The 23288-nt window shown below is 62.1% G+C and carries 24 protein-coding genes and 3 pseudogenes; 12 read left to right on the forward strand and 15 right to left on the reverse strand.

Annotated features, from left to right (window positions below):
• From F6X39_RS34490 to F6X39_RS37180, 5 genes and pseudogenes are all read left to right on the forward strand, one after another.
• A pseudogene (locus tag F6X39_RS34490) lies at positions 1-151 on the forward strand (iron-containing redox enzyme family protein); the annotation flags it as partial.
• Between the two features lie 213 nt (positions 152-364).
• Positions 365-1939, forward strand: a complete 1575-nt coding sequence (locus F6X39_RS34495; RefSeq protein ID WP_187619910.1) for a hypothetical protein — start codon at positions 365-367, stop codon at positions 1937-1939.
• Positions 1940-2013: 74 nt separating this feature from the next.
• Positions 2014-2682, forward strand: coding sequence for a YjbE family putative metal transport protein (locus tag F6X39_RS34500; protein ID WP_316251753.1), 669 nt, complete (start codon positions 2014-2016; stop codon positions 2680-2682).
• A 190-nt stretch (positions 2683-2872) separates the two neighbouring features.
• Positions 2873-3577 carry a GntR family transcriptional regulator gene (locus F6X39_RS34505; RefSeq protein ID WP_184056604.1) on the forward strand — a complete coding sequence of 235 codons (705 nt, stop codon included), beginning with the start codon at positions 2873-2875 and terminating at the stop codon, positions 3575-3577.
• A 194-nt stretch (positions 3578-3771) separates the two neighbouring features.
• Positions 3772-3837 (forward strand): annotated as a pseudogene (locus tag F6X39_RS37180) (hypothetical protein); the annotation flags it as partial.
• 44 nt (positions 3838-3881) lie between these two features.
• Here the strand turns inward: F6X39_RS37180 and F6X39_RS34515 are convergent.
• Genes F6X39_RS34515 through F6X39_RS34530 form a run of 4 tightly spaced genes read right to left on the reverse strand, consistent with a single transcriptional unit; the run spans position 3882 to position 7518 of the window.
• Positions 3882-4754, reverse strand: coding sequence for a metal ABC transporter permease (locus F6X39_RS34515; protein WP_260335275.1), 873 nt, complete (start codon positions 4752-4754; stop codon positions 3882-3884).
• Positions 4755-4756: 2 nt separating this feature from the next.
• Positions 4757-5668 carry a metal ABC transporter permease gene (locus F6X39_RS34520; RefSeq protein ID WP_187619912.1) on the reverse strand — a complete coding sequence of 304 codons (912 nt, stop codon included), beginning with the start codon at positions 5666-5668 and terminating at the stop codon, positions 4757-4759.
• 6 nt (positions 5669-5674) lie between these two features.
• A complete protein-coding gene (locus F6X39_RS34525; RefSeq protein WP_184059204.1) occupies positions 5675-6496 on the reverse strand; it encodes a metal ABC transporter ATP-binding protein in 822 nt (273 codons plus the stop codon).
• A 5-nt stretch (positions 6497-6501) separates the two neighbouring features.
• Entirely contained in the window at positions 6502-7518 is a 1017-nt protein-coding gene (locus tag F6X39_RS34530; RefSeq protein WP_262414909.1) for a metal ABC transporter solute-binding protein, Zn/Mn family, read from the reverse strand.
• Between the two features lie 227 nt (positions 7519-7745).
• On the opposite strand from F6X39_RS34530, the gene F6X39_RS34535 reads away from it, so the two are divergent.
• Positions 7746-8753 (forward strand): CobW family GTP-binding protein, encoded by a 1008-nt coding sequence (locus F6X39_RS34535; RefSeq protein ID WP_187619925.1) that lies wholly within the window; start codon positions 7746-7748, stop codon positions 8751-8753.
• A 103-nt stretch (positions 8754-8856) separates the two neighbouring features.
• The gene (zigA, locus tag F6X39_RS34540) at positions 8857-10047 is read left to right on the forward strand and encodes a zinc metallochaperone GTPase ZigA (protein WP_187619913.1); all 1191 of its coding nucleotides are present in this window, start codon (positions 8857-8859) and stop codon (positions 10045-10047) included.
• 80 nt (positions 10048-10127) lie between these two features.
• On the opposite strand, the gene F6X39_RS34545 is transcribed toward zigA, so the two are convergent.
• Entirely contained in the window at positions 10128-10475 is a 348-nt protein-coding gene (locus F6X39_RS34545; RefSeq protein WP_090811191.1) for a hypothetical protein, read from the reverse strand.
• Positions 10476-10731: 256 nt separating this feature from the next.
• On the reverse strand, positions 10732-11115 hold the full coding sequence (locus F6X39_RS37735; protein WP_410450700.1) for an ArsR/SmtB family transcription factor: 384 nt from the start codon (positions 11113-11115) through the stop codon (positions 10732-10734).
• Positions 11116-11547: 432 nt separating this feature from the next.
• On the opposite strand from F6X39_RS37735, the gene F6X39_RS34555 reads away from it, so the two are divergent.
• Positions 11548-11823, forward strand: a complete 276-nt coding sequence (locus tag F6X39_RS34555; protein WP_187614476.1) for a metal/formaldehyde-sensitive transcriptional repressor — start codon at positions 11548-11550, stop codon at positions 11821-11823.
• 8 nt (positions 11824-11831) lie between these two features.
• Positions 11832-12377 (forward strand): annotated as a pseudogene (gene dmeF, locus F6X39_RS34560) (CDF family Co(II)/Ni(II) efflux transporter DmeF); the annotation flags it as partial.
• Positions 12378-12706: 329 nt separating this feature from the next.
• Here the strand turns inward: dmeF and F6X39_RS34565 are convergent.
• The 8 genes from F6X39_RS34565 to F6X39_RS34600 form a co-directional block, all read right to left on the reverse strand.
• Complete coding sequence (locus F6X39_RS34565) at positions 12707-13378, reverse strand: SCO family protein (protein WP_262414910.1); 672 nt, start codon at positions 13376-13378, stop codon at positions 12707-12709.
• A 137-nt stretch (positions 13379-13515) separates the two neighbouring features.
• Positions 13516-13878 (reverse strand): DUF1016 N-terminal domain-containing protein, encoded by a 363-nt coding sequence (locus F6X39_RS34570; protein WP_187619914.1) that lies wholly within the window; start codon positions 13876-13878, stop codon positions 13516-13518.
• 254 nt (positions 13879-14132) lie between these two features.
• Positions 14133-15038: a hypothetical protein gene (locus F6X39_RS34575; protein ID WP_262414911.1), complete on the reverse strand. Its 906-nt coding sequence runs from the start codon at positions 15036-15038 to the stop codon at positions 14133-14135.
• 11 nt (positions 15039-15049) lie between these two features.
• The gene (locus tag F6X39_RS34580; RefSeq protein ID WP_187619927.1) at positions 15050-15262 is read right to left on the reverse strand and encodes a hypothetical protein; all 213 of its coding nucleotides are present in this window, start codon (positions 15260-15262) and stop codon (positions 15050-15052) included.
• Positions 15252-16142: an ATPase gene (locus tag F6X39_RS34585; RefSeq protein ID WP_262414912.1), complete on the reverse strand. Its 891-nt coding sequence runs from the start codon at positions 16140-16142 to the stop codon at positions 15252-15254. Before F6X39_RS34585 ends, F6X39_RS34580 begins: the two co-directional genes overlap by 11 nt.
• Positions 16090-16335 (reverse strand): hypothetical protein, encoded by a 246-nt coding sequence (locus tag F6X39_RS34590; protein ID WP_187619916.1) that lies wholly within the window; start codon positions 16333-16335, stop codon positions 16090-16092. Before F6X39_RS34590 ends, F6X39_RS34585 begins: the two co-directional genes overlap by 53 nt.
• 305 nt (positions 16336-16640) lie before the next feature.
• On the reverse strand, positions 16641-18638 hold the full coding sequence (locus F6X39_RS34595) for a PhoX family protein (protein ID WP_187619917.1): 1998 nt from the start codon (positions 18636-18638) through the stop codon (positions 16641-16643).
• 182 nt (positions 18639-18820) lie between these two features.
• A complete protein-coding gene (locus tag F6X39_RS34600; protein ID WP_187619918.1) occupies positions 18821-19354 on the reverse strand; it encodes a hypothetical protein in 534 nt (177 codons plus the stop codon).
• A gap of 135 nt (positions 19355-19489) precedes the next feature.
• On the opposite strand from F6X39_RS34600, the gene F6X39_RS34605 reads away from it, so the two are divergent.
• The 3 genes from F6X39_RS34605 to F6X39_RS34615 all read left to right on the forward strand — a co-directional run bounded on the left by F6X39_RS34605 (position 19490) and on the right by F6X39_RS34615 (position 22530).
• Complete coding sequence (locus F6X39_RS34605; RefSeq protein WP_187619919.1) at positions 19490-20086, forward strand: IS6 family transposase; 597 nt, start codon at positions 19490-19492, stop codon at positions 20084-20086.
• A 359-nt stretch (positions 20087-20445) separates the two neighbouring features.
• Positions 20446-22155, forward strand: a complete 1710-nt coding sequence (locus F6X39_RS34610) for a phosphodiester glycosidase family protein (protein WP_187619920.1) — start codon at positions 20446-20448, stop codon at positions 22153-22155.
• Positions 22156-22179: 24 nt separating this feature from the next.
• Positions 22180-22530: a transposase gene (locus F6X39_RS34615; RefSeq protein WP_187619921.1), complete on the forward strand. Its 351-nt coding sequence runs from the start codon at positions 22180-22182 to the stop codon at positions 22528-22530.
• A gap of 167 nt (positions 22531-22697) precedes the next feature.
• Here the strand turns inward: F6X39_RS34615 and F6X39_RS34620 are convergent.
• A partial coding sequence (locus tag F6X39_RS34620; RefSeq protein WP_187619922.1) for an integrase core domain-containing protein occupies positions 22698-23288 on the reverse strand: 591 nt, incomplete at its 5' end.

The following is a 23288-nucleotide window of genomic DNA, read 5'->3' on the forward strand; positions in this document are numbered from 1 at the left end:
TCTGGAGAACGCCAACACGGTCGAGCTGCAGCAGCGCTGCCTGAAGATCTGCGAGATCGGCGCGCAGATGCGCCTGCTCTACACCACCGCCCTCTACTACGACTACGTCGAGAAGGAAATCCCGCTGCCCCAACTGGGGCTCGCCGCCTGAGCGCAGCGAAAACCTGGAACCCCGATTCCTGAGCCAATTATGTCCTGGTATAAATCGTCTGACTGGCGCTGCGGGCTTGGATTGACCTCCTCACCCGGCAATTCGCGGTCGAATGCGCTGCAGAGAATCAGGACCTCCTTGAAGGGCCGTCTCATCCGCCCATCCCAGGAAACCGTGTTCATCGCACACTTCATTATCTGAGCCGAGGTCCCCATGCATCCGCTTACCGCGCTCACGCCGGCGCATTTCTGTTATCTCGTTGGTGTCATAGCCATCGTCGCCACGATGATCTGGCGCGCGAATGTCGTCGTGCCCGCCATCATCGCAACCTTCGCCGTCGCGTTTGCCTTTTCGGGCAAGGTGCTCACCGGTCTGCAAGCCATCTTCATGGGCAGCCTGACCGCCGCCCACGAGCTGTTCAACATCTTCCTCGTCATCGCGCTGATGACCGCGCTGCTCAACGGACTGCGCGAAATCGGCGCCGACGTGCGAATGGTGCGCCCCTTCAGGAAGATCATGGTCAACGGCCACGTGGCCTTCCTGATCCTCGCGCTGATCACCTATCTGATTTCGCTGTTCTTCTGGCCGACGCCGGCCGTGCCGCTGGTCGGCGCGATCCTCATTCCAGCCGCCATCTACGCGGGCCTTTCGCCGCTCGGCGCGGCTGTCGCCATTGCTGTCGCCGGCCAGGGCATGGCCTTGTCGTCGGACTACGTGATCAAGGTCGCGCCCGGCATCAGCGCGAAGGCCGCGGGCGCCGACATGCAGGCGGTCGCCAATATGGCGCTGCTGCTGTCCGTGGTGGCCGGCGCGGTCGCGCTCGGACTGTGCTGGTACTTCACGGTGCGCATGAACGTGAAGACGCCCGGCGCGCGCAATCTGGTGGAATGGGAATCCTCGGGCGAGATCGCTCCGGTCGATCAGCCGGCACCCCATCAGGGCAGCTTCGCCAAGGCGGAACTCGCGCGCGGCACGAACGGCACGCATGCCGACGCCGAAGACGGCTTGCCCGCGATGTCCGGCGGCGGCGCGGCGGCGCTGACGCTGCCGGCCATGAGCAGCGCGGTGCCAATGCAACGGCGGGATATGTGGTCGCGGGTGTTCTCCATCGTCACGCCGCTCACCTTCCTCGCGGTGGTGGTCATCATGACGCGGCCGCAGCTCGTCGGCGCGTCCGTCATTCGCGGCGGCGACGCGGCTTCGCTGATCGGCGGCATGGCCGCGGTGCTGATGATGCTCACGACGCTCTCGTACGGCCGCAAAGGCTTTCTCGACCGCACGGCCGGGCACATCATCGACGGCTTCGTGTTCGCGTTCAAGGCGATGGGCGCGGTGCTGCCGATCGCCGGCTTCTTTTTCGTCGGCGACAGCAGTACCGCCGGTCCGATTCTCGGCATCGAGTCCGGCGCGCATGTTCCGTCGCTGCTGTTCGAACTGGTTCAGGCCTGCAGCCAGTTCATTCCGCACAGCCCGATCCTCGTGTCGCTCGGCGTGCTGGTGACGGGCATGATCACCGGCATCGACGGCTCCGGTTTTGCCGGCCTTCCGTTGACCGGCTCGCTGTCCGGCGCGCTCGCGCCGATGGTGCACATGCCGGCTGCCACGCTGGCCGCGATCGGGCAGATGGGCGCGGTGTGGACGGGCGGCGGCACGCTGGTCGCGTGGTCGTCGCTGATCGCGGTCACGGGCTTCGCGCGCGTGCCGGTTCTGGATGCGGTCCGAGCCCTGTTCGTGCCGGTGGTCTGCGGGCTCGTCGCGGCCACGCTCGTCGCAGTCGCGATCAGCTGAACGGACGGCCGAACATGACGTATTCACTGATTCCTGCGCCGCTCGCGCAGGAAGGCTGGGCCGCGTTGCAGATCGTGTTCGTCAACGTCCTGCTGGGCGGCGACAACGCGATCGCCATCGCGATGGCCTGCCGCTCGCTGCCGCCGCGGCAGCAGCGTCTCGGGATCCTGCTGGGCACCACTCTGGGCATTCTGTTGCGTATCGTGCTGATCGGCGTCATCGGCAAGCTGCTGGCGATTCCGTTCATGCACGTGATCGCGGCTGCGCTGTTGATCTGGATCGGCACTCAGCTCGTCCGGCCTGCCGCGGATGAACCTTCGGTCAATCCGTCGGCGGCATTGTGGCGGGCGGTGATGGCGATCGTCTGGGCCGATCTGGCGATGAGCCTCGACAACGCGCTGGCAACCGCCGCCGTGGCCCAGCCGCTTCCCGAAGGATCGCGGCTCGTGATCGTCTTCGCCGGCCTGGCGATAGGCGCTCCGGTCATCGCATTCGGCAGCCGGCTCATTCTGACGTTGCTCGATCGCATTCCGTCTCTGGTATACATTGGCGCGGCGCTGCTCGGCTGGATTGCGGGCGAACTGCTGATGGCGGACCCGTCGGTCAGCGCCGCACTGTATGAGTGGATGGCTCAGGTGCCGGGCGTCAGTCCTGCGGTCACCGGCGCGCTCACCTGTATCGCGGCCGCCGTGCTCGTCCCGCTGCTGGGCCGGATGGCCGCCGGCGGCGCGCGCGGCGGCTAGGCGTCACGTGCCCGGCCGGCGCGCGCTGGCCGGGTATCCATTCGTTGAGCCGGCTCTCGCACGCTTCAAGCGCTGCGGCATGTCAACGTGTGCGCCGGTGCATTGTCTACGAAATACCGCGAATACGTTAGAATCCGTCCAAGCCTGCAGGGTCGGGCCATTGGCCTGAATTGACGAGTGTGGAACCACAATGAACGTACAGTCGGATAGTCCAGCAACAGCGGCGACAGATCAGCGCGAGCCGTCCAACTCCAATCCCATCCTTCACCGCCAGCTGTCCGAACTGGTCACTGCGCGAATCCGGGACTCCATCACGTCGGGCGCCTACGCGCCGGGCGCACGCCTGATCGAAGGCCGGCTGGCGGAGGAACTCAACGTCTCCCGCGTTCCCGTTCGCGAAGCGCTGCGTGCGCTCGCTGCCGAGGGTCTTGTCGATGTACGGCCGCGGCATGGCGCCGTCGTCGCCTCTCTCGACCCGGCTTCGGCTCGCGAGATGGTCCAGATCCGAGCCACGCTCGAAGGTCTGAACGCACGGCTGGCAGCCGAGCATTGCACGCCGGAACTGGCCGACAAGGTGGCCGAAGTGCTTGCCGAAGGCAACGCGCAGCTGGCCTCCGGAGACACGGCAAAACTGCTCGACCTCAATGCCCGGTTCCACGATCTCCTCTACGCAGCCGGCGCCAATACCATGCTGGCCGACCTGATGCGGACGCTACGGGACCGCTCGCGCAGGCTTTTCATGAACGCGACGGAAGACGAAATCCGGCTGACCTGGGAAGAGCACGCTGCGATTCTGCGCGCGGTGCAGTCTGGAGATGCGGCGCTTGCCGCGCTGCTCGCCGAGCGGCACGTCATGCGTGCGGCCCGTCATTATCTGGACGCCGTCGCCAGGTAGTGTGAAGGCCATTCAGCTTTCGCTCGCCGGCCGGTTTGCTCGAAGCAACTTGACCTTTGTAGTAGCTTACAGGGTCTATCGTAGTCACCGTGATGAAACGTGTCGAAGTCGAAACGGTGAACTCTTCTCTGCCGCTGAAACTGCGCATCGGGGGCACGGACTGCGCGTCTTGTGCATTGAAGATCGAGAACGCGATGAAGCGGCTGCCAGTCGTGTCCGACATCAACGTTAGCTACGGCCAGGAAAGCCTGACCCTCACATTCGACGAGGACCGCACGTCGCTTGCCGCGATTGAGGCCAAGTCTCATGCGCTCGGCTTCACGCCGGTTGGCGGTCCCGTCAGTGAGCCGACTGGTGCCTCCGAGGCCGGCCGTTCGTCGTGGTGGCGCGCGAAGGCTCGTGCCCGGGTCCACACCTGCCCCACTCCGTAACAGGCGGCCCCAAGCATGCCAACGAAGAAACCGACTGGCCAGTTGGAGACATAGGAGAGGGCGATCGATGTCCACACCGTGACGAGCGAAATTCCAACCGACACGCATATCGCAAGAATCGGCCGGTCAGTCAGCGAGCGGGCCGCAGCCGCGGGTCCAATCATCAGGCTGAACACTAGCAGCGCGCCCACCACCGGGAGCGCCATTGCCGTCGCAAGCGCCAGGATGCTCATGAACGCAAGTTCCATCGCGCGGCTCGATACGCCTCTCGCCTTCGCCAGATCGGGCGATACCGAACTGAGCAGGAGTGGCCGGAAGAGCACAACCGCAACCGCAATCGAGAACCCGCTGATCGCGGCAACCGGCGCGAGATCGGTGTTGCTCACGCCCAGTACTTCGCCGAAGAGAAGGGCATAGACCGCTTGTGAATACCCGCTCGTCATGCTCAGGAACAGCGCCCCGAAGCCTAGCAGCGTGACGAGGCACAGGGCGGTTGCGACTTCGTGTCTTCCGCGCCGGCTCAGCCAACTGATTCCGATCACGCCGAGACCAGCGAAGACGATCAGGCCGAAGAGCGGATTGATACCGAGCAGGCTTGCCGCTGCAGCACCCGGAAAGGTGCCGAGCGGCAAGGCGTGCGCGGCGAACGAGGCGCCTCGAATCACCACGAAGAAACCGATGAATCCGGCGACCGCAGCCACGATGCTCGCCACGATCCACGTGTTGGTCATGAAGCTGGAGAACATGGTCAGGCCTCACCCGGTTCACGGGCGTTCAGAGCGATCCGCGCGCCCGTTGGGGGCTTCCGTGCAGGTCCGGCGCGACCTGTGATGACATACAGGGCGAAGATAAGCGTCACCACGAAGAAGCTCACTGGCCAGCCGTGCCCGGGGGTCCAGTAGTAGCTGTCGTACGCGAGGAGGATGCCACCCCAGGTCGTGCCCAGGCCGATTAACGCGGACAGACCCGTGGCCCAGCCTGGCCGCTTTGCCGCCCTCAAGGCGATCGCCGCCGGACCTATCAGGAGTGCGGTCGACAGGATGGCGCCGACCGCAATAGCTGATAGGGAAACGGCCAGCGCCAATACCAGCAGGTGCAGGAGTCCGACCGTCCGTACCCGCACGCCCATGACCGCAGCCAGCTCTGGGTCAACGGAGCTGAGCAGCAAGGGACGATAAAGCACGCCCGCGGCAATCAATGCCCCCGTGCCCACCGCCAGTGCGAGCGGAATGATCGATGCCGGAATGGCGAACATTGATCCGAACATGACGGTGATCGCCGCTCCAGTCGTGCTTTTCGATGTCACGTCGAGGTAAAGAAACAGCGCGGCAAGGCCAAGCCCCGCGCCCAGCACGACGCCGGTCACAAGATCGCGCTCACGGGCGCGGCGCACCCGCACCAGTTCGATGCCGCCCGCTGCCATGACCGCCATGATGAGAAATCCCAGCAACGGGTTGATGCCGAGCAGGAACGACGCAGCACCGCCCGCGCTGCTCACATCGGCCAGCGCGTGGCCGGCGAAGGACTGGCTCCTCATGACGGTGAATACGCCAATTACGCCGGACACGACTGCGGCGCCGCCGCCGACTACCATCGCGGTATGCACCGGTTCGCTGCTAAAGAAGCCCGGTTCAAAGATGAGGGTGAGCAGGGAATCCATCTTGAATCAGGGAACCTGCACAATGTGGGCGGGGTCTCGCCGAACGGCGGCAAGCATTTCGGCCTCGGTGCCGGCGGCAATCACCAGCACGCGGCCGTGCACGCGGACGACATCGATGTGATAGCCGTACAGTCTGCTCAGGACCTCGGTACGCACCACTTCGTCCGTCGCCCCGCTCGCTGCGTGGCCATTGGCGAGGTAGACGATCCGGTCCATCACCGGCAGCAAGGGATTCATGTCATGCGCCGAAAGCAGGACCGCAAGCCCGTGCTCGACGCTCAGGCGGCGCAACAGCGCGACAATTTCGGCGACGCTGCGCATGTCGAGGTTGGCCAGAGGTTCGTCCAGCAACAGCAGCCGCGGACGGCGAACCAGAGCGTGTGCGATCAGTACCCGCTGCTGCTGGCCTCCGGACAGTTCCCCGATGCGCTGGTCCGCGAAAGGCTCTGCATCCACGGCTTTGAGCATCCCGTCGACCGCCTCGCGGCGTTTTTTCGACGGTAACGGCAAGCCGAGCCTGTGGCCCTCGAGGCCGAGCGACACCAGATCCCGCGCACGCATCGGGAGGTAGGGGTCGAGCGCGATCTTCTGCGGGACGTAACCCACCGAGGTCAGGCTGCGCGCACCATTGATCCTGATGCTACCTGCACTCGCTACCTGGAAGCCGAGGATCGTACGCAGCAGCGTGGTCTTGCCCGAACCGTTCGAACCGATAAGGCCGCAGAACTCTCCCGCTTCCAGACTGAAACTCACCTCATGTAGCACGCTGTGCCCCGGGAAAGAGACGCTCACCCGGTCGACCGCAAGGACCTCGTTGCCAGGGCACATGCCGTTCACTGCACAGCCTGCAAGGTTTCAGTGGACACTTTGGAAGTCACTGCCTTTTCCAGCGCATTGACTTCCGCCAGCATCCACGACTGGTAAGTAAAGCCGGCGGTTGGCATGGTCTCGTAGACGCCGACCACCGGAATACCATTTTTCCTGGCCAGATTGAGGAACGACTGTGTGAGCGCATCCGTGACCTGCTGGTTGTAGACGAACACCTTGACCTTGTGGTCCGTGAACAGGCTGTTCTGTTTCGTCACGTCCTGCGGAGAGGGATCGGTGCCGTTCATGATCGCCGCCTGCAGGCTGAAGGGTGTGGCGATATCGGTGCCGACCGCTTCGAGCATGTAGTTGGCGACCGGCTCCGTCACCGCGACAGGCGTTTGCGCGTAGTGCGCCTTGAACGATGCAATTGCAGCCAGCCAGGGCTTGAGTGATGCGTCGAACTTCTTCACGTTGGCTTGAAAGTAGGCTGCCTGCGCAGGGTTCAATGCGGAAAGGTCCGCTGCCACTGCCTTCGCAACCGCCGGCATGGTTTTCGGGTCGTACCAGAGATGCGGGTTCGGCGTGCTGTCGGGCAGGCCGAGCAGGTGTTGGGCGTCAATGACCTTGCGTTTGTTGTTGGGCGCGGCTGCGATGATCTTGTCGGCCCAGGCGTCGTATCCCACGCCGTTCTTGACGATCAGATCGGCGGAAGCAAGCTGCGCTGCCACCTTCGGGTTGACCTCGAACGTGTGTGGATCCGTATTGGGATCCGTTTCGATCGCGCTCACCTGAACGTACTTGCCGCCGATCTGGGCGATGACGTCGGCGTACTCGTTTTCGACACCGATGGCGTTGATTACGCCAGCCGCTGCTGATGCCGCCATGGCGCTTCCCTGATGCACGGCAAGCAGTACCAATGCAGCCGAAAGGCTACCGATGGGCTTTAGTGCGGCGCGCCAAACAAACCGGTCTGGCTGTCCTGAACTCCAGGATGCGCGGTGCTGAACGGAGTTGCAAAGCCTGGCGGCGATTTTTTTCATTGGCGTTCCTGGCACGAAAAATAACAATCCGATAGGATTAGATACGTTATAACATAACATATGTGGTGTCCAGCGTTCCCGGCAGACAGACTGGCCGTCCCGGACCGTGGCATCAGCGAAGCGGGCTGTCACCGCATGGGGGCATCTCGACCGTAACCATTTGTTCAGCGCCCGGGCACCTCGACGGGCGAACATGCTTGAGCGCGTGCCGCTCACAGGAGAATGCAATGCAAGATGCAACCGGCTTCCAGCGTATCCCGACGACCATCCTGACCGGCTTCCTCGGCGCCGGAAAAACGACCTTGCTCAACCGCATCCTGACCGAGCATCACGGCGGACGCGTTGCGGTCATCGAAAACGAGTTCGGCGAAGCGGGCATCGACAACGAATTGCTGGTGCAGGACGGTAACGAGCAGATTGTCGAAATGAACAATGGCTGTATCTGTTGTACGGTGCGTGGCGACCTGGTGCGCATTCTTTCGACGCTCGCCGCGCGACGGGAGACAGGAGAACTCGCGTTCGAGCGGGTCATCATCGAGACAACGGGACTTGCCGATCCGGCGCCCGTCGCGCAAACGTTCTTTGTTGACGATGTCGTGCAGGAGAAATACCTGCTCGACGCCATCGTGACGGTGGTCGACGCACGGCATGGCGGCGAGCAGCTCGACGAACATCACGAAGCGCAGGAGCAGGTCGGATTCGCGGACCGTATCCTCGTATCCAAGGTGGACCTCGTTGGCGAAGAGCAGGCGCAGCAACTGATGCGCCGGTTGCGGCAGATGAACCCGCGCGCGACGATCAGGCCGGCACATTTTGGCGAGACGGACCTGAAGCAACTGCTCGACATCCGCAGCTTCAGTCTGGATGCCATTGTCGACATCGAGCCCGATTTCCTTGAAGACGTTTCGCACGAGCATGACGACGATGTGACGTCCTTCGTCTACCGCACTACTGCGCCTCTGGATCGGGACAAGCTCGAGGCGTTCTTCAGCGCCACGGTTGCGATCTATGGTGCCGCGATGCTGCGCTACAAGGGTGTGCTGAACCTGGCGGGTGACGACCGTCGCGCAGTGTTCCAGGGCGTACATATGATTTTTGGCGCGGATATCGGTAAGTCCTGGGGCGCGAATGAAACGCGCGAAACCCGGATTGTTTTCATCGGCAAACAGTTGCCACATGATCTTTTCAAGGCGGGCCTCGACAACTGTATGGTTGGCGAAGTCCTGCAGAACTGACACGAAGGATCGCGCCTGCTTGCCGCGCACCCGCCTCGGCCAGCAGGCTGGCCGTGTCGATTCATGCGATCTTCTTCACCACGTTTGAGGCTCCACTTTTCCCATGCACAAGCTCCCCGTCACCGTACTGTCCGGCTTTCTCGGCGCGGGCAAGACCTCGCTCCTGAACCACGTCCTGAATAACCGCGAAGGCAAGCGGGTGGCCGTAATCGTGAACGATATGTCGGAAGTCAACATCGACGCTCAGCTGATTCGTGACGGCGGCAGCCAGCTCTCGCACATCGACGAAAAGCTCGTCGAAATGAGCAACGGTTGCATTTGCTGCACATTGCGCGAGGACCTGCTGATCGAGATCCAGCGGCTCGCGCGGGAGAACCGCTTCGACTATCTTCTGATCGAATCCACGGGCATATCCGAGCCCTTGCCGGTGGCGGAAACCTTCACGTTTCGCGACGAACAAGGTCACAGCCTCTCGGATATCTCTCGCCTGGACACGATGGTGACGGTCGTCGACGCCTATAACTTTGTGCGCGACTACGGTTCCCACGACTTCCTGGCGGATCGCGGCGAAACGATGGGCGGGGAAGACCGCCGCACCGTGGTCGATCTGCTGACCGAGCAGATCGAGTTCTGCGACGTGATCGTGCTGAACAAGACGGACCTTGTGAGCGCAAGCGAGTTGGAGTTGCTCAAAGGCGTGCTGCGGGTGCTGAACGCCCGCGCGAAGATCGTCGAAAGCCGCTTTGGCCAGGTGCCGATCGGGCAGGTTCTCGATACCGGCCTGTTCGACTTCGAAGCCGCTGCGCAAGCGCCTGGGTGGCTCAAGGAGATGCGCGGCGAACACATTCCCGAAAGCGAACAATATGGCATCACCAGCTTCGTCTACCGCGCGCGCCGTCCGTTTCATCCGCAGCGTTTCTTCGACTGGATTCAGAGCGAATGGCCGGGCGTCGTGCGCTCGAAGGGGTACTTCTGGCTGGCCTCGCGCAACCATGCGGTCGGCGAATGGTCGCAAGCCGGCGCGGTCTCGCGTCACGGACGCGCCGGGACCTGGTGGGCGGCCGTACCCAGGCACGCCTGGCCGCAGGAGCCCGAAGCACAGGCTATCATCCGAAGCCGCTGGCATGAGCGTTTCGGGGATCGTCAACAGGAGCTGGTCCTGATCGGCACCGGAATGGACGAGGCAGCCTTGCGCGCGTCCTTTGATGCCTGCCTGCTAAGCGAGGACGAACTGGCCCGTGATGAAGTCGAGTGGCACAAATTTACCGACCCGTTCCCTGAGTGGACGCAGTAAGGTGTGTCCACCCAGGCAGTAACCTGGCACCAGGCATACTCAATCGTATTGAGGTACTTCGCCTGCCTGGCGCCGGGCACTCAGGCGAGCTCAACCGGGCCGTGGTCGTCGCAATGATCGCCGTGCGGATGGTGCAGGTGGCCGTTGACCAGGTAGTCGACGTGATCGCCATGCGGTACCGCTTCGTGGCCGCATGCCGGCCCGTGGACATGTCCCGACTCATGACCGCCGCAGTTGGAAGTACATTGATCCGGATTTTTTGCGCTCACCTCCAGCCGGTGTTCGTCCACGTGATCGCCATGGGGATGGTGCAGGTGACCATCGTGCAGATAGTCAGTGTGATCGCCATGCCTGATCGCAGTGTGTCCGCAGTTCGGACCATGCTGATGGTCATGATGGGCATGATGCGGTTCGTTGCAGGTGCTCATAGCAGTGCTCCTCGACTCACGTGATAGTGAACGCATGACGTGGGCTTCGCGGCGTGCCCCCAATGGGCAAGGGTTAATCCGGGCAGATGTTAAGCGATCCTCCTTACGCACGCCGAAGTCAACGCCCTTTGTTTCCGTCTAGATGATGCCATACCCCCCGATGAAGTAAACGCGTCTGCGCTTTAATTAACCGGCGCGGTGAGTTCGATAGCCGGAAAACATCGGGGCTTGCCTTGCAGGTCAGCTGCAAAACGCGTCATTCCTCCTTCGGTGGCTCATCAAATTCGGACGGCGGATACTCACACTCGTGTTCAGCCATGTCGCTGATGACACGCTTTACGTGCTCGTCAGTTGCTACACAGAAAATCTGTTTTCCGCACCGATCGGCGCGCAGCCCCCGGGCTGCTCGCAAAAGCCGCAGGTGACGGCTGACGAGCGTTTGCGCCAGGCCATATCTTGCCGCGATGTAGGAAACGCACATCGGCGCGCGAAGGCATGCTGCAATGATTTTCAGGCGGTCGGATCGCCGATCTGCCGGAACATCTCTACCGGTTCCGCAACCTGGTCGTCGGTCAACTCGGATGCCTGCATTTTTGCATTCCAAAGAGTCACGTCGCCAATAGATGACGCACCGCCGCATGCACGGAAATCGATCGGAGCCAGGTCGAACGCCGCGACGGGTTCGCGTAGCGTCGCTCACAGCATCTGAAGCACGCGGCGCATATTCTTATCACACGATGCTGTGTCCGGCCAGAAGCAGCCGATCACGTCAGGAAAACGTATGCCTGCTTCTTCCTGGTGACCGGACGCCAACGCGGCACGAGCCAATCGCAATGATCGCGTGCCTGGCGCGTCCCGGTGGGACGGTGACGCCCTATCGCGTATCGTGGATTCGCTCGCACGTGCCGTCCTCGCGCAGACAAAGTCCATCCCTAAAGGCCGCTGCCCGAAAGGCGAAGCCGGGTCTAATGCAGTCAAATTCTTTCAATTCGCCTTCGTTCACCGGGGAGAATTAGCATACCCCTCCACCCTTTTTGGCATATACGCTCCTGCGGTATTTCGGAGGTCATTCATGAGCCACACCATTCGTGAGAAACAGAAGCTTCTCAACCGGGTCCGCCGCATCAAGGGGCAAGTGGAAGCCATCGAGCGGGCGCTTGAGGAAGAGCGTGGATGCATCGACGTCCTGCAGCAGATAACCAGTTGTCGCGGCGCGATGAATGGCCTGCTGGCGGTAGTGCTCGAGGAGCATATCCGCACGCATCTCGTCGATGCCGAAACCCACAAAGAGCCGGCCGGCAGCGCGACTGACCAGCTCATCGAAGTCGTTCACAGCTATTTCAAGTAGAGCAGCACATGAGTGATCTCAAAGACTCGGCGTTCGGCGCAGGACACGACCACATCTTTCTGGGCGCGGCTCACGAGCAGAACGAGCGCAGGACCTGGGCGGTCATTGCGCTGTGCAGCGCGATGACGCTGATTGAAATCATCGGCGGCAATATGTTTGGCTCACTGGCGCTTGTTGCAGACGGTCTGCACATGTCGACGCACGCTGGAGCAATGCTGATTGCAGCCCTCGCGTACACATACGCGCGTAAGCATGCTGCCGACCCCCGCTTCGTTTTCGGTACTGGCAAGCTTGGCGATCTCGCGGGCTTCACGAGTGCCATCGTGCTTGCCATGATCGCAGTGCTGATTGGGTACGAGGCTGTGTCGCGCTTTCTGTCGCCAGTATCGATTCATTTCGGCGAAGCGATTCCCATCGCGGTGGTAGGCCTGTTGGTCAACCTGGCGAGCGCGTGGCTGCTCGGCGACCATCACGGGCATGGTTACGAAGACGAGGCGCAGAAGATCTTCGCTCCGTCCGGTGTGTTTGCCGTTTCCATCTTCGAAGATGGCATCATGCGGTGCTCCAGCGCTTTAAGGGGTTGTCCCACGTCACGGTCGAGGTCCAGCCTGCTCAAGCGGTGGCGTGATCCACGATGCTACTGGCGCCACACACTTGTATGCCAGGAAACCTTGCGTTGAGCGTGCATAGGGATTCTGGTCGTAACCGGTTATTGACCAGTTGAACGCGGTGGTATGCGTGGAACTTCGGGCGGCGACAACAAGCGCCCCTCCGGGCGAATCTGGCCGGAATCTCCGACGTACGTCCGACTCTATCTGTTGAAAACACCGTGGGTGCGCGGGCTCGTTCGCGGCCTCTTCAGCACCGTCGCGGGTGCCTGTCGTCAGGTCTCGTCGGCCAATTGACGCAGATCGTGCACAAATGCGTCGACCGGATCGTCGTCCGCACCGATCAGGCGTGCGTGCCCTTTCGCATCGAATATGTAGATCGCCGAGCTATGGGTTACCTCGTATCCACCGTTCGCGCGGGGCTTGTCAGCCTGGTACGCGACGCGATAGCGTTGCGCGAGCGCCTTGATCGCGCTGTCGGAACCGGTCAGGCCGACGTCGTGCTTTGCGTCAAACGCATCGACATACGCATGCATCACTGCGGGCGTGTCCCGCGCCGGGTCGACACTCACGAACAGGACCTTCACATGCCGTGCGGCGCCGCCCAGTTGATGCGTCACTTGGGCCAGTTTGGCCAGCGTCTCCGGGCATACGTCCGGGCAATGCGTGTAGCCGAAGTAGACGAGTGTGACATCACCTGCCAGGTTCGCCTGGCTAATCTGCTTGCCGGCGTCTGAGGTCAGTTCGAAATCCAGATCGGGCAAATGCCCCTGGACGTCCGTGAGCTTCCACGGCTCTTCATGGTGGCAGGCGGCAAGTGAAACAGAGAGCGTTGCGCCGACAACGAGACGCACACAGCGATCAAAGAATGGGGGCATGGATTGGTGCGGCATTGCCGTCGCAAAGATCAGGATTGGGAAGTACAGTCTATTGCGGAGAGCTTTCATTCGTCTGCCCGCGTAGTGCCTCATCCGCTTTACAACTCTCAACGACAAGGCTCCATTCGAGGGCCGTTGCGCCACAGGCCGCGTCACCCGAGCGCGCCAAAATGTCGCGCGTAAGGCGGGAAGCGAAGAGGGAATGCTTAAGGCTTCACCGGTTCGTCGATGTAGATCAGCGTCTTCAGGTGCGTCCAGCTCAATTCTCTCCGCACTGCGGAGACAATCGCTTCGTCGGCAAAAACCTCCGCAAGACGCATGCAGTGGAGCAACTGCTTGTCGCTCCAGCCGCGCCCGTATTCGGCGGTAAGCTGACGCGCCAACGATCCGATCACCTGTTGCCCGTACTCCGCGCGGGCGCCCCGCAATACCTCCGCCTCAATACGATGCCCCACCTGCCAGTACAGCAGTGTCAGTTGTGCATTGATCGCAACGGCGGCCCGTTCGCGCGCCGAATCGATCAGCTGTCGGACTTCGTCAAGCAAGGAGGAAGGCGTAAGGTCGTTCATACTTTCATGCTCAGGTGTGCGGCTACCGCCGCGTTAAAACTGCCCGCGGACGGCCCAATCTGTCTTCAAACCCGTCACCGGGGCTTGCGCCGGCGAGCGTCCGAATTGTCTCCGCAGTGCGGAGACAATTACGGATACCTGTTCGGCCTTGCGGCCGTCTCCTCGCCCGGGCGAACCGTCCGCCCCCGGGTCGCATCTCGCGAATGATTGCAGGACGACTGCCCGATGTGACCATTCGCGGCCTCGCTCACCGATCAACGGTGCTGCACTTTCCGTGTCGCCATGTAGGTGTCGAACAGGCCCGCATGCAGCCGGCTGAGCTCCTGGCGCAGCCCGATGAGTTCATGCTGGTCGCCTTCGTGCTCCCGGCGCCGGATCTCTCCGAGCAGGGCCGTCGCGCGCGATGCCGCCTGGTCACGCTGTACGCGCGCCTCACCTAACCTGCCGGCGAGCGCCGGCTTCACCAACAGCAGCCATGCCGGGAACCAGGAATAGTCGTCGACCTCGCCGGTGCCAGGGAATTCGGCATCGAAGCGCCGGCGCAGCGCGTCCAGCGAAGCATCACCCAAGGTGGGCAACAACGCCACGAACCTCGCCGGCGCCAGCCACGCCAGCTGCGCGAGCAGCGGCCACGCCGCATCCAGGCCGGCCGCCCGGTAGCGTGCCTCGGTCATCCACGCAAGCGGTGCCGGGATGCGCGACCAGGACTCAATGGCTTCGACTGCTTCAATCGCAGCCGCCCCGTCGCCCGCCAGAAGCCACAGCGGCACGGCGTGACTGTCTGCGTCGGCGGTACGAAACGGTAGCGATTCAGCCCGCTGAGCAAGCGCTCGCCAGCACGGCGTGAGCCACGACTGAACATTCTGCGCGGGCAGCACCCGCCGGGCGGCAAGTACGACCTCATCCTCGAGATGCCGGCGTGCGCTGGCCAGCGTCTCGTGATCAGAAAAGGGCGTGGGCGATCCGCGTTCCAGCTCACGAACCAGCACGCTCATCCCTGGGAGCGCGCCATCGTCCGGATATTCGCCGGCGAGCAGCTCCAGTGCCGTTCGCGCCGCCACCGCATCGCGCCGCTGCAGCGGCTCCAGCACGTCGTTACGCAACATGACATCACGGCTGTCGGCGAAAATGTCGAGCTGCTGAATGGTGGGCTGCTGCATGTTCATCCCTCTCAGAAGAGCTGATCGTGAAGAGCGGCCAGATTAGCCCACTTCACCGTGCTGCGGAAGGTGCTGCCGTCTTCGTGCACCGACTCGATAATCACGCGCTGGCCGCTCGCTTCGGCGATCACGCGCACGGTCCGCTCGCCATAGCGCATCAGCGCGCCGATCGGCGGACAGACCGGGGCCTTCCGTCTCTTGCGCGGGCGGGTTCTATTTTCCATCCCTCTTTCCCCGCTTGCGGTGCACTACGGTCTTGCTGGCTGGCGCGGGCGTGACGCGCGGCGCGCGTGAAGGGCGTGTCGCCACCGGGCGCGCCGGGGTGGAGGCGGACTTCGCGCGGGCTGGGCGGGCGTCGCGTGTATCCGCCTGCCGCAGTGCCGCCAGCTGTTGCTGCAGCGTGACGTTCGTGGCCGGCACGGCATCGAGCCGTCCCTGCAGCACGCCCGCCTGGTGACGCACGTCCCCGAGCTGCGCCTGCAGCGCCTCGACCGCCCGGTGATGGTCCGCCCCGCGACTGTCGGCCCGCTTCACCGCGGCATCGAGGTCCTTCTGCAGCTTCGCGGCCGCACCCCGCTCGCGGTCGATCTCCAGCAGCGCGCGCTTTTCCGACGCTCGCAGGCGCTCTTCGGCGCGTTCCGCGCTCTCGCGCAGCTTCTCGAGATCCCGCGAGAAACCTTCGCGCACCTTGTCCAGTTCACGGTCGCGCACGAGCGCCTCGGCCTTGAGCCGGACGACCTCGGCCTCGCACGACTGCCGCGCCGCGTGGCCCTCGGTCTGCGCCTTTTCCAGTTCGCGCACCTCGACCTGCGCGGCAAGGAGCGCCGCCGTGCGATGTTCGAGCGCGGTCTCGACGCGACCCAGTTCGTCGCGGGCAGCAACGACCGACCGTTGCGCCTCAACGCGTTGCGCCTCGACCTCGTCGCGCAGCGCGTCGAGCGCGGCTTCGGCAGAGGCGGTTGCGCGGGTCCAGAGCGCCGCGACCAGTTCGCCGGCAGCCGGCCCCAGATCGGCGGGCAGGTCGGGGTGTTCGATGCGCTTGCCTGACCGGTCAGTGGCGTGTCGCTGCGATCGGGAAGACCAGTTCGAGCATGAAGCGGACAAAGCTGCAGGCGAACAGCAACGCAACCGGTAACGCCGCGACGACGAATGCCGGTTTCCACCGGCGCCGCGCGTGCCCCGGGCGCTCCGCATGTGCATCGCGCCGATGCTGCGCGACCGCCCACTGCAGATCGCCGCTCGCGGTATTGCACGATGCGGGCCGCCGCGTCTTCTTCGCTTCCAGCGATTTCATCACCTGTTTTCTCCGGAGCGCCTTACCCTGCTGAAAGGCCGGGAGCATGAAGGGGGTGACGGTATAGCCAGCCGACCGCAATCCGCCCCGTAGTCGCTGACTATCACCACGCAGTTGCCTGAATGCAGGTCTATGTCACAAGTCGAAGAGTGTCTTGCGAACACACAACTTTGCCTCCCGGCTCCAATAAAAAACCCCCTCCAGAGAGGGGGCGATGAACCGCTCGCGAACCGTGCTTTTCGTATCGGATCAAAGCGCCATCAATTTCCCCACAATGAGACTTGCGAGGATCTCTGCGAGCCTTGCCGTCACACCAGCTTGATCGATGTCGGGTCTGCTGTCAGATAGCCGACCGACGCGCCGAAGCGATCCCTGTAATTCGCGCGCACCAGCGGATCGAGCGTGTCCCTGAGCGCCTGCGTATGCTGGCTGCCCCAGTCGCCGGCATGCTGGAAGTTGCTCATGATGTAGGTCCAGCCGTTGAGTTCGTCGACCGCATGCAGACCGGTCGATTCGGCGCCGGCGGGTGTCGACAGCAGACGCGTGAGCTGCTTCGTGTCGACGTTGTACGCCCACAGGAAATTGTTCACGTGGTAGCCGCTGTCCTCGCCGATAAAGAGCGTGCGCAGCTTCTCCGAGAATTTCAGGTTGTCCGGGTTGGCGACCAACTCCGGGTCGGCCTTGTTGCCGAGCGCGTCGGCGGCGATGTCCTTGCCGACCAGCAGCGCGCTGGTGTGCACCGGCACCCACTCGCTGTTGATCGCGGCACCCTGGTTATCCTTCTGGCCGCCCGCGAGCTTGTGCTGAAGCACGCCGCCGGCGTTGATCGCGGCGTCGACCGAAATGTTGCTCTCCGCGTTCCAGCCCTTCGCGTTGCCCTTCACCATCGAGTCGACGATGTTCTGCAAAGCGGAGTACGCGATCTTGTCCTTGATGTTGACCGTCGTCCCTTCCATCTTCGTGAAGCCCATGCTGCCGCCCGCCAGGTAAGCGTAGCGATGGGTTTCGAGGAAAGCCGCAACCTTCTCCTTGCCCGGCATGATCCTGACCCACTGCGCGGTGCCGCCGGCGAAGATCTTCCGGTAGTTAGCGTCGGCAGGATCGGTCCACTTGACGTCGATGACGTCCTGCGGCCGATTCGACTTCGCCATGGCCTCGACTTCCGCGCTCGTCGCGTGACCCAGCCTGATCCACGTCAGGTCCGCGCCCGCCGCGGCCGGATCGACCGAGAAGCCCGCGCCCACTTTCGCCACATACAACGTGCCGGCCGACAGGTCCTTCTCGTTGTCCGCCACGAACATGAAGAGGCCGCTGTTGGTCGCGTCGTCGCCCATCAGGACCGTGCGGTTGTCCGGCATCACCTGCACCAGTTCGTGCGAAATGCGCCCGAGGCAATAGTGCTTTCTGACCGAGCCGGTGCCATCCGCCTTGACCGTGATTTCCGGTAGATGACCATAGAGATACGGGTTGAAAGCAATGTTCGTGTTGCCGTACAGGTTATCGTTGAACGCCTTGTACTGCGCCAGATTGCTCGAGCTGGCCGTGAACGCATCCGGCTCGTATTCCTCGCTCGACAGATGCGTGTTCCACGGCGACAGGCTCGCGCCGCAGGTGATCCACAGTCCATTCGCGGGCGACGTGTCGACGTTGTGATACTTGACGAGCGTCAACTTGCCGGTGGCCGGATCCTGATCCAGCGTCAGCACCGCGATCGGCGACGGGAGGCGGCCATACATGTCACTGCCGGACTGCGAGCGCGTCGTGTATTCGAACTGGACCACAGCGAACACCGTGTTGCCCTTTACGCCGGCGACCTTCGCGCCATCGATCTTCAGCAGCGACGTACCGTCCGGCGAGTCCGAAAAGAACTGGCGCCGTTGCGCGGGCACCGAATCGTCGTCGATCGGCTGGTTGTTGATGTCGAAGTACCCGCCTGCCAGCACGGTGCCGCCGTTGCCGTCCGGGACCAGATCGCCGGTCATGAAGAACGGCTGGTACGCAAGTTTGTAAGCCTTTTGGGAGCCGTCGGAATACGAAACCGTCAGGCCTGAGCCGACCGTGGTGGTTGCCATCAGCGACGGATTGGCGAGCGACGGCGCCGGCATGCTGGTGAAAGACGCCGAAGTGAAGTTCGCGACCGGGGTGGCAGGCGTAGTAGGTGTGGCGGAATTGGCCGACGGAGTCGCCAGATCGCCGCCGCAAGCGGTCAGCATCGACGCCGTGGCGATGCCGCCTAGCGGCAGCATCGGCGCACCGGCAAGTAGTTTCAGGGCCTTGCGGCGGGAAATGTCGATCGGCTCTGCCATGTTGTCGTGATCCAGGGTTCGGGTAGCGTGGATGAATGCACAGCCGGCACGTAGTCAGCCCGAAACCACATGGTTCACGCTCGCGCCGCTATGACGCGAGGATTCTATGAAGTGAATATGAAAGTATATTGACAGGCTTTAGTAATTTTTGAATCAGCCTGGTCAGCCGGCCTGCCCCGCCTCTAGCCCGGGCGGCGAAATTCGTTTTCGACCCAGGCCACGGCGCTCGCCTTGCTGTGCTTGAAGCTGGGCGCGACCTGCACTTGCGCCAACTGCTCGCCGAAGGTGTCGAGCGCGGTCAGCAGCGCGTACGGTTCGATGTCGTCCGCAACGATGTCCGGCGTGATGTCGAGTTCGTCGTTTCCGTCCGCACTCGCCACCCGCACTTCTTTATGGAGTTGCGCACGCAGTTGCTGCTCATGGCGGCGCAGGACTTCTGAGGCGGTCTTCGCCAGCGTGTTGAACGCCGACGTGTCGAGGGGTTTCGGATCCTTCTTGTTGCGGCCCATCGTCCACGGTCCGACGAGCGCCGGTTCCGCTTCGCCGTCCTTGATCATTTCGACGGCCCAGCCTTCGTCGTCTTCGTTCTTGATGACGCGCGCGGTCCAGCCGTCGTCGCGCCACAGACGTGCTTCGTGCACGGCTTCGCCTAATCCGGACGAGCCTTCCGTCGTGGGATCAGCAGCGGTGTCGGACGATGGAAGGGGTGTATGCAACGTTGCACGTTTGGCGTCGACACGAAGCCCAACGCGAATGGCTTTTGCGCTTTACTTTTCCGTCCGGCGGACCGGTTCTGTTGCAATAAGGCGGTCGCCTATGATGTGCGGAACAGATGAACGACTGAAAGCTTGATGAAGACTCTGAATCCGACCGTTGCCCGCGTGCTCAAACGCCTGCATTACCCGCTTGATGTGATCCTGACTTGTGTTCGCTGGTATGTGGCCTATCTGCTTAGCCTGCGAAACCTCGAAGAAATGATGGCTGAGCGAGGCATCTCAGTGGATCATTCAACCGTGCACCGTTGGGCGCTCAAGCTGCTGCCGGTGCTGGAAAAAGCGTTTCGCCGCCACAAACGCCCCGTGGGCAAGAGCTGGCGCGTCGACGAGACCTACATCAAGGTCAAGGGCCAATGGAAATACCTGTATCGCGCCGTCAACAAGGCCGGCAACACCATCGACTTTCTGTTACGGGCCCATCGGGATAAGACTGCGGCGCGGCGGTATTTCGAAAAGTCGATGGCCCTGAATGGCGAACCCGAGACTGTGACGATCGACAACCACCGCGCGATTAAACGGCGTACCCGCTCCATGCTCGGGTTCAAGAATTTCCGGTGCGCACGCATCCTGCTCGGTGGCATCGAGGTAGCTCACATGATCGCCAAGGGGCAGATGCAAAACAACGGGGCCCGACAAACTTTCGCCGAGCAATTCTATTCGTTGGTGAAATAGGTAGTCCTAGTCATATCCGGCTTTGCTCAAATTGCAATCGGTATCGCGACAAAACCGAACCTCTACTGCCGACTTCCACGCGCATCAATCCGAAGCAATAGCAATTCCCGCCTCCGCCGTCAACGACATTCTGGACGGTACCGGCCTGATGCTCACGATATATTCGCAATGAATTATCTCAAAATCAATTTCGTGATTGATGCGTACTGCATATCAAATAGTCTTTCACAGCGATGTCACCATAGCAAATTAATATTCAGTTAAGCTAAGGTTGTTCAGGATTATGATCTGAACAGGCCTAATTCGCTTCTTTGACGAATTGACAAGTAAGAAGAAAATTTGATTTGGAGAGTCGGTTGATGAAGAAGTTGGCGGATAGATATGTAGTTGGAGAATTGGTACTGGCGGCTGCGGCAGCCTTGATTCTATCGGGGTGTGGAGATTCCATTTCTGACGGATCTTCGTCGTCCTTATCTACTGCGGCGCCCTCCCCGGCGGTCTCATGGCAACTACCCGCGGGCGAATTGCCGCTCGGACCGCCGGGGCTACAGGAAGCGCGTACGACCACACAGGTCAGCCCCGGTGTCACGTATTACCAGATCGCTCGCGGCCAGGCGGCCAGCACCGATTCCTGGACGGTCACGGTTCAGTTCGCGAAGACACAGATCGCTGCGGCCCCTGCCGCTGCAGCGATGGCGGCAGCAGGTTATCAGGTACGCTATGACCCGGCGGGAACCGGACCGGACGGGTCGCCACTTGGTTTCAACGTGTCGATCGGCCAGTATGCAACTCAGGCCGCTGCACAGGCTGTTGCAACGGCAATCGCTCAACAAACCAGCAACGCGTATAAGCCCACAGTCCGCAATACAGGTCTTGACGGTAACGCGTCGTCGACCGGGCCATGGCTCGTCAATGTCCTGGCCATTTCACCTACGTTCAAGGGAAACCTTCAGAACATAATCGCGGGCGGCAATGCATCCGGCAGCGGCGGCATGCTGGGCACGGGCGGCGAAACGCCCCAGGCAACGGCCGCGCGCCTGGGGGCCATTGCTGCAATAAACTCTGGTTTCTGGTCGACCAATGCCAACCCCGCCGGTGTCCAGTTGAAGGGTGCAGCCAGCACGATTGTCTCCAACGGCAAACTTGAGGGTATGGCTGCTAATGGAGAGCCGGGTGTTTCGTTTGCGCAGGTGGACGGGCACCCAACCGTCGCTTTTTTACCCAACCTGTCGACGACAGTGACCGTGACCAGCGCGAACGGCACGAGCACGCCAATCGTCGCGTTTAACAGCTCGATTCTTGGTCAGATATTCAATTGTGGCAGCCCGGATGAAACGCCTGCCCCGGAGCGTGCACACGACTACACGTGTACAAACTATAACGATCTCGTGCTGTATGACAGCAATTTCAACGGTGGCCTGACGTCCTCAACCACGGTTGATCCGGGCTACAGCGGGCCGACCTACGAAGTATTGGTGAGCAGCAATGGTCAGGTCCTGTCAGGAAGTGCGATGCTGGGGGCGCCCCCGCCTAATGGCGGTTACGCTTTGCAAGGGCTTGGTACGAGCGCCGCATGGCTGCAACAAAATGCGCCGGTTGGGACGGCGCTGACAGTCGCGTCGCAGGTCCAGTCGAACAACGCTCCGGTGACACTGTCGCCGGGCGTGTCGTTGACCGCTGCCGGCCCAACCTTGTTGCCGGCTGCGACAGTTCAGGAAAGAGCCGTGACAGAAGGCTGGTCGCCTGACTATGCAGGCGTCGATCGATCAAGCTTTTACTGGGGATGGTTCAACGCACGTAACCCGCGCACGATGATCGGCACGGCTGCGGACGGCACGATCCTGCTGGTCGAGACTGACGGACGGCAACCCGGCCTTGCTTTGGGTACGACAATCCAGGAAACAGCAAACGTCATGGAGTGGCTTGAGGCGAGCAAGGCGATCAATCTCGATGGTGGCGGGTCGAGCGCGATGATCGTGAACGGTGCGGATGTCGGTCACCCATCCGACAGTGCGCCGGCGAATCCGACACAACGGGCGGTAGCGTCTTCAATCGTATTGACTCGGTGAGCCACGTGGAGTTGACCCGCTTTCGTGGACACCTATCCTTTGGAACAGGACGTGTCCATCATGGGAAAGCACCGCAACCCTTACCCTCCCGAATTTCGGGCGCAGATCGTCCAGCTGGTCAAGGCCGGGCGCACACCTGAGGAACTCGCGCAGGAGTTCGAGCCAACCGCGCAGACGATCTACAACTGGGTGGCGCAAGCCGATCGCGACACCGGCAAGCGACGCGACGGCCTGACTACGAGCGAGCGTGAAGAAATTACACGTCCACGCCGCAAGGTGCGCCAGCTGGAGCTTGAGCGCGAGATTTTGTCAAAAGCCGCGGCCTGGTTTGCACAGGAGACCGGAACGGTGCCCGACAAGGGTTCGAGTTCATGAGAGCAAACCAGGCCGCCTGGCCCATTGCCACGATGGCACGACTGCTGGAAGTCTCCGCCAGCGGCTTCTACGCGTGGCTGAAACGTGCTCCATCGAAACGTGCATGCAGCGGAAATTTTCAAGGTAGTTGTCGCCTCAACGTTTAGATTTCAGGCGGCCTTTCGCTCCTAGTTATCGCGCTGCGGAGTGCCTGCCAGGTTGTCGGTTCGATCCGGGTTCAGATGCACAGCACTTACGCGCCGCCAGTTGCGCGTTTGGCCTTTCCATCGGAGCGGATTGCGTTGCCGGGCAGTCTCGTAGAGCGCCGCGCGTCGATCCAGAATGTCCTGATCAAGGTTGGCATGACGCTGCGCCGGCGTCACGAACCGGATGGCGCTGTGACGATGTTCATGGTTGTACCAGCGCACCAGTGCGCCCACCCAGGTGCGCGCGGCCAACAGGGTATCGAACGCCTTGAGCGGGTAAGCAGGCCGGTACTTCAGGGTCTTGAACAGCGACTCGGAATAAGGGTTGTCGTTGCTCACGCCCGGGCGACTCAACGACGGCATGACACCCAGCGCCTGAAGGGTGGCGAGCATCGTCGCACCTTTCATCGGGCCGCCGTTATCCGAATGCAGAATCACCTGGTCGGGCTGTATCGCTTCGCGCGCGCAGAGGTCCCTGAGGACTTCGCTGGCCAGCACGCTGCTTTCCTCGGCATAGACCTGCCAGCCGACAATCTTCCGGCTGAACACATCCAGAAACAGATACAGATAAAA

Source organism: Paraburkholderia sp. UCT2, assembly GCF_014397665.1.
Lineage (GTDB): Bacteria > Pseudomonadota > Gammaproteobacteria > Burkholderiales > Burkholderiaceae > Paraburkholderia > Paraburkholderia tuberum.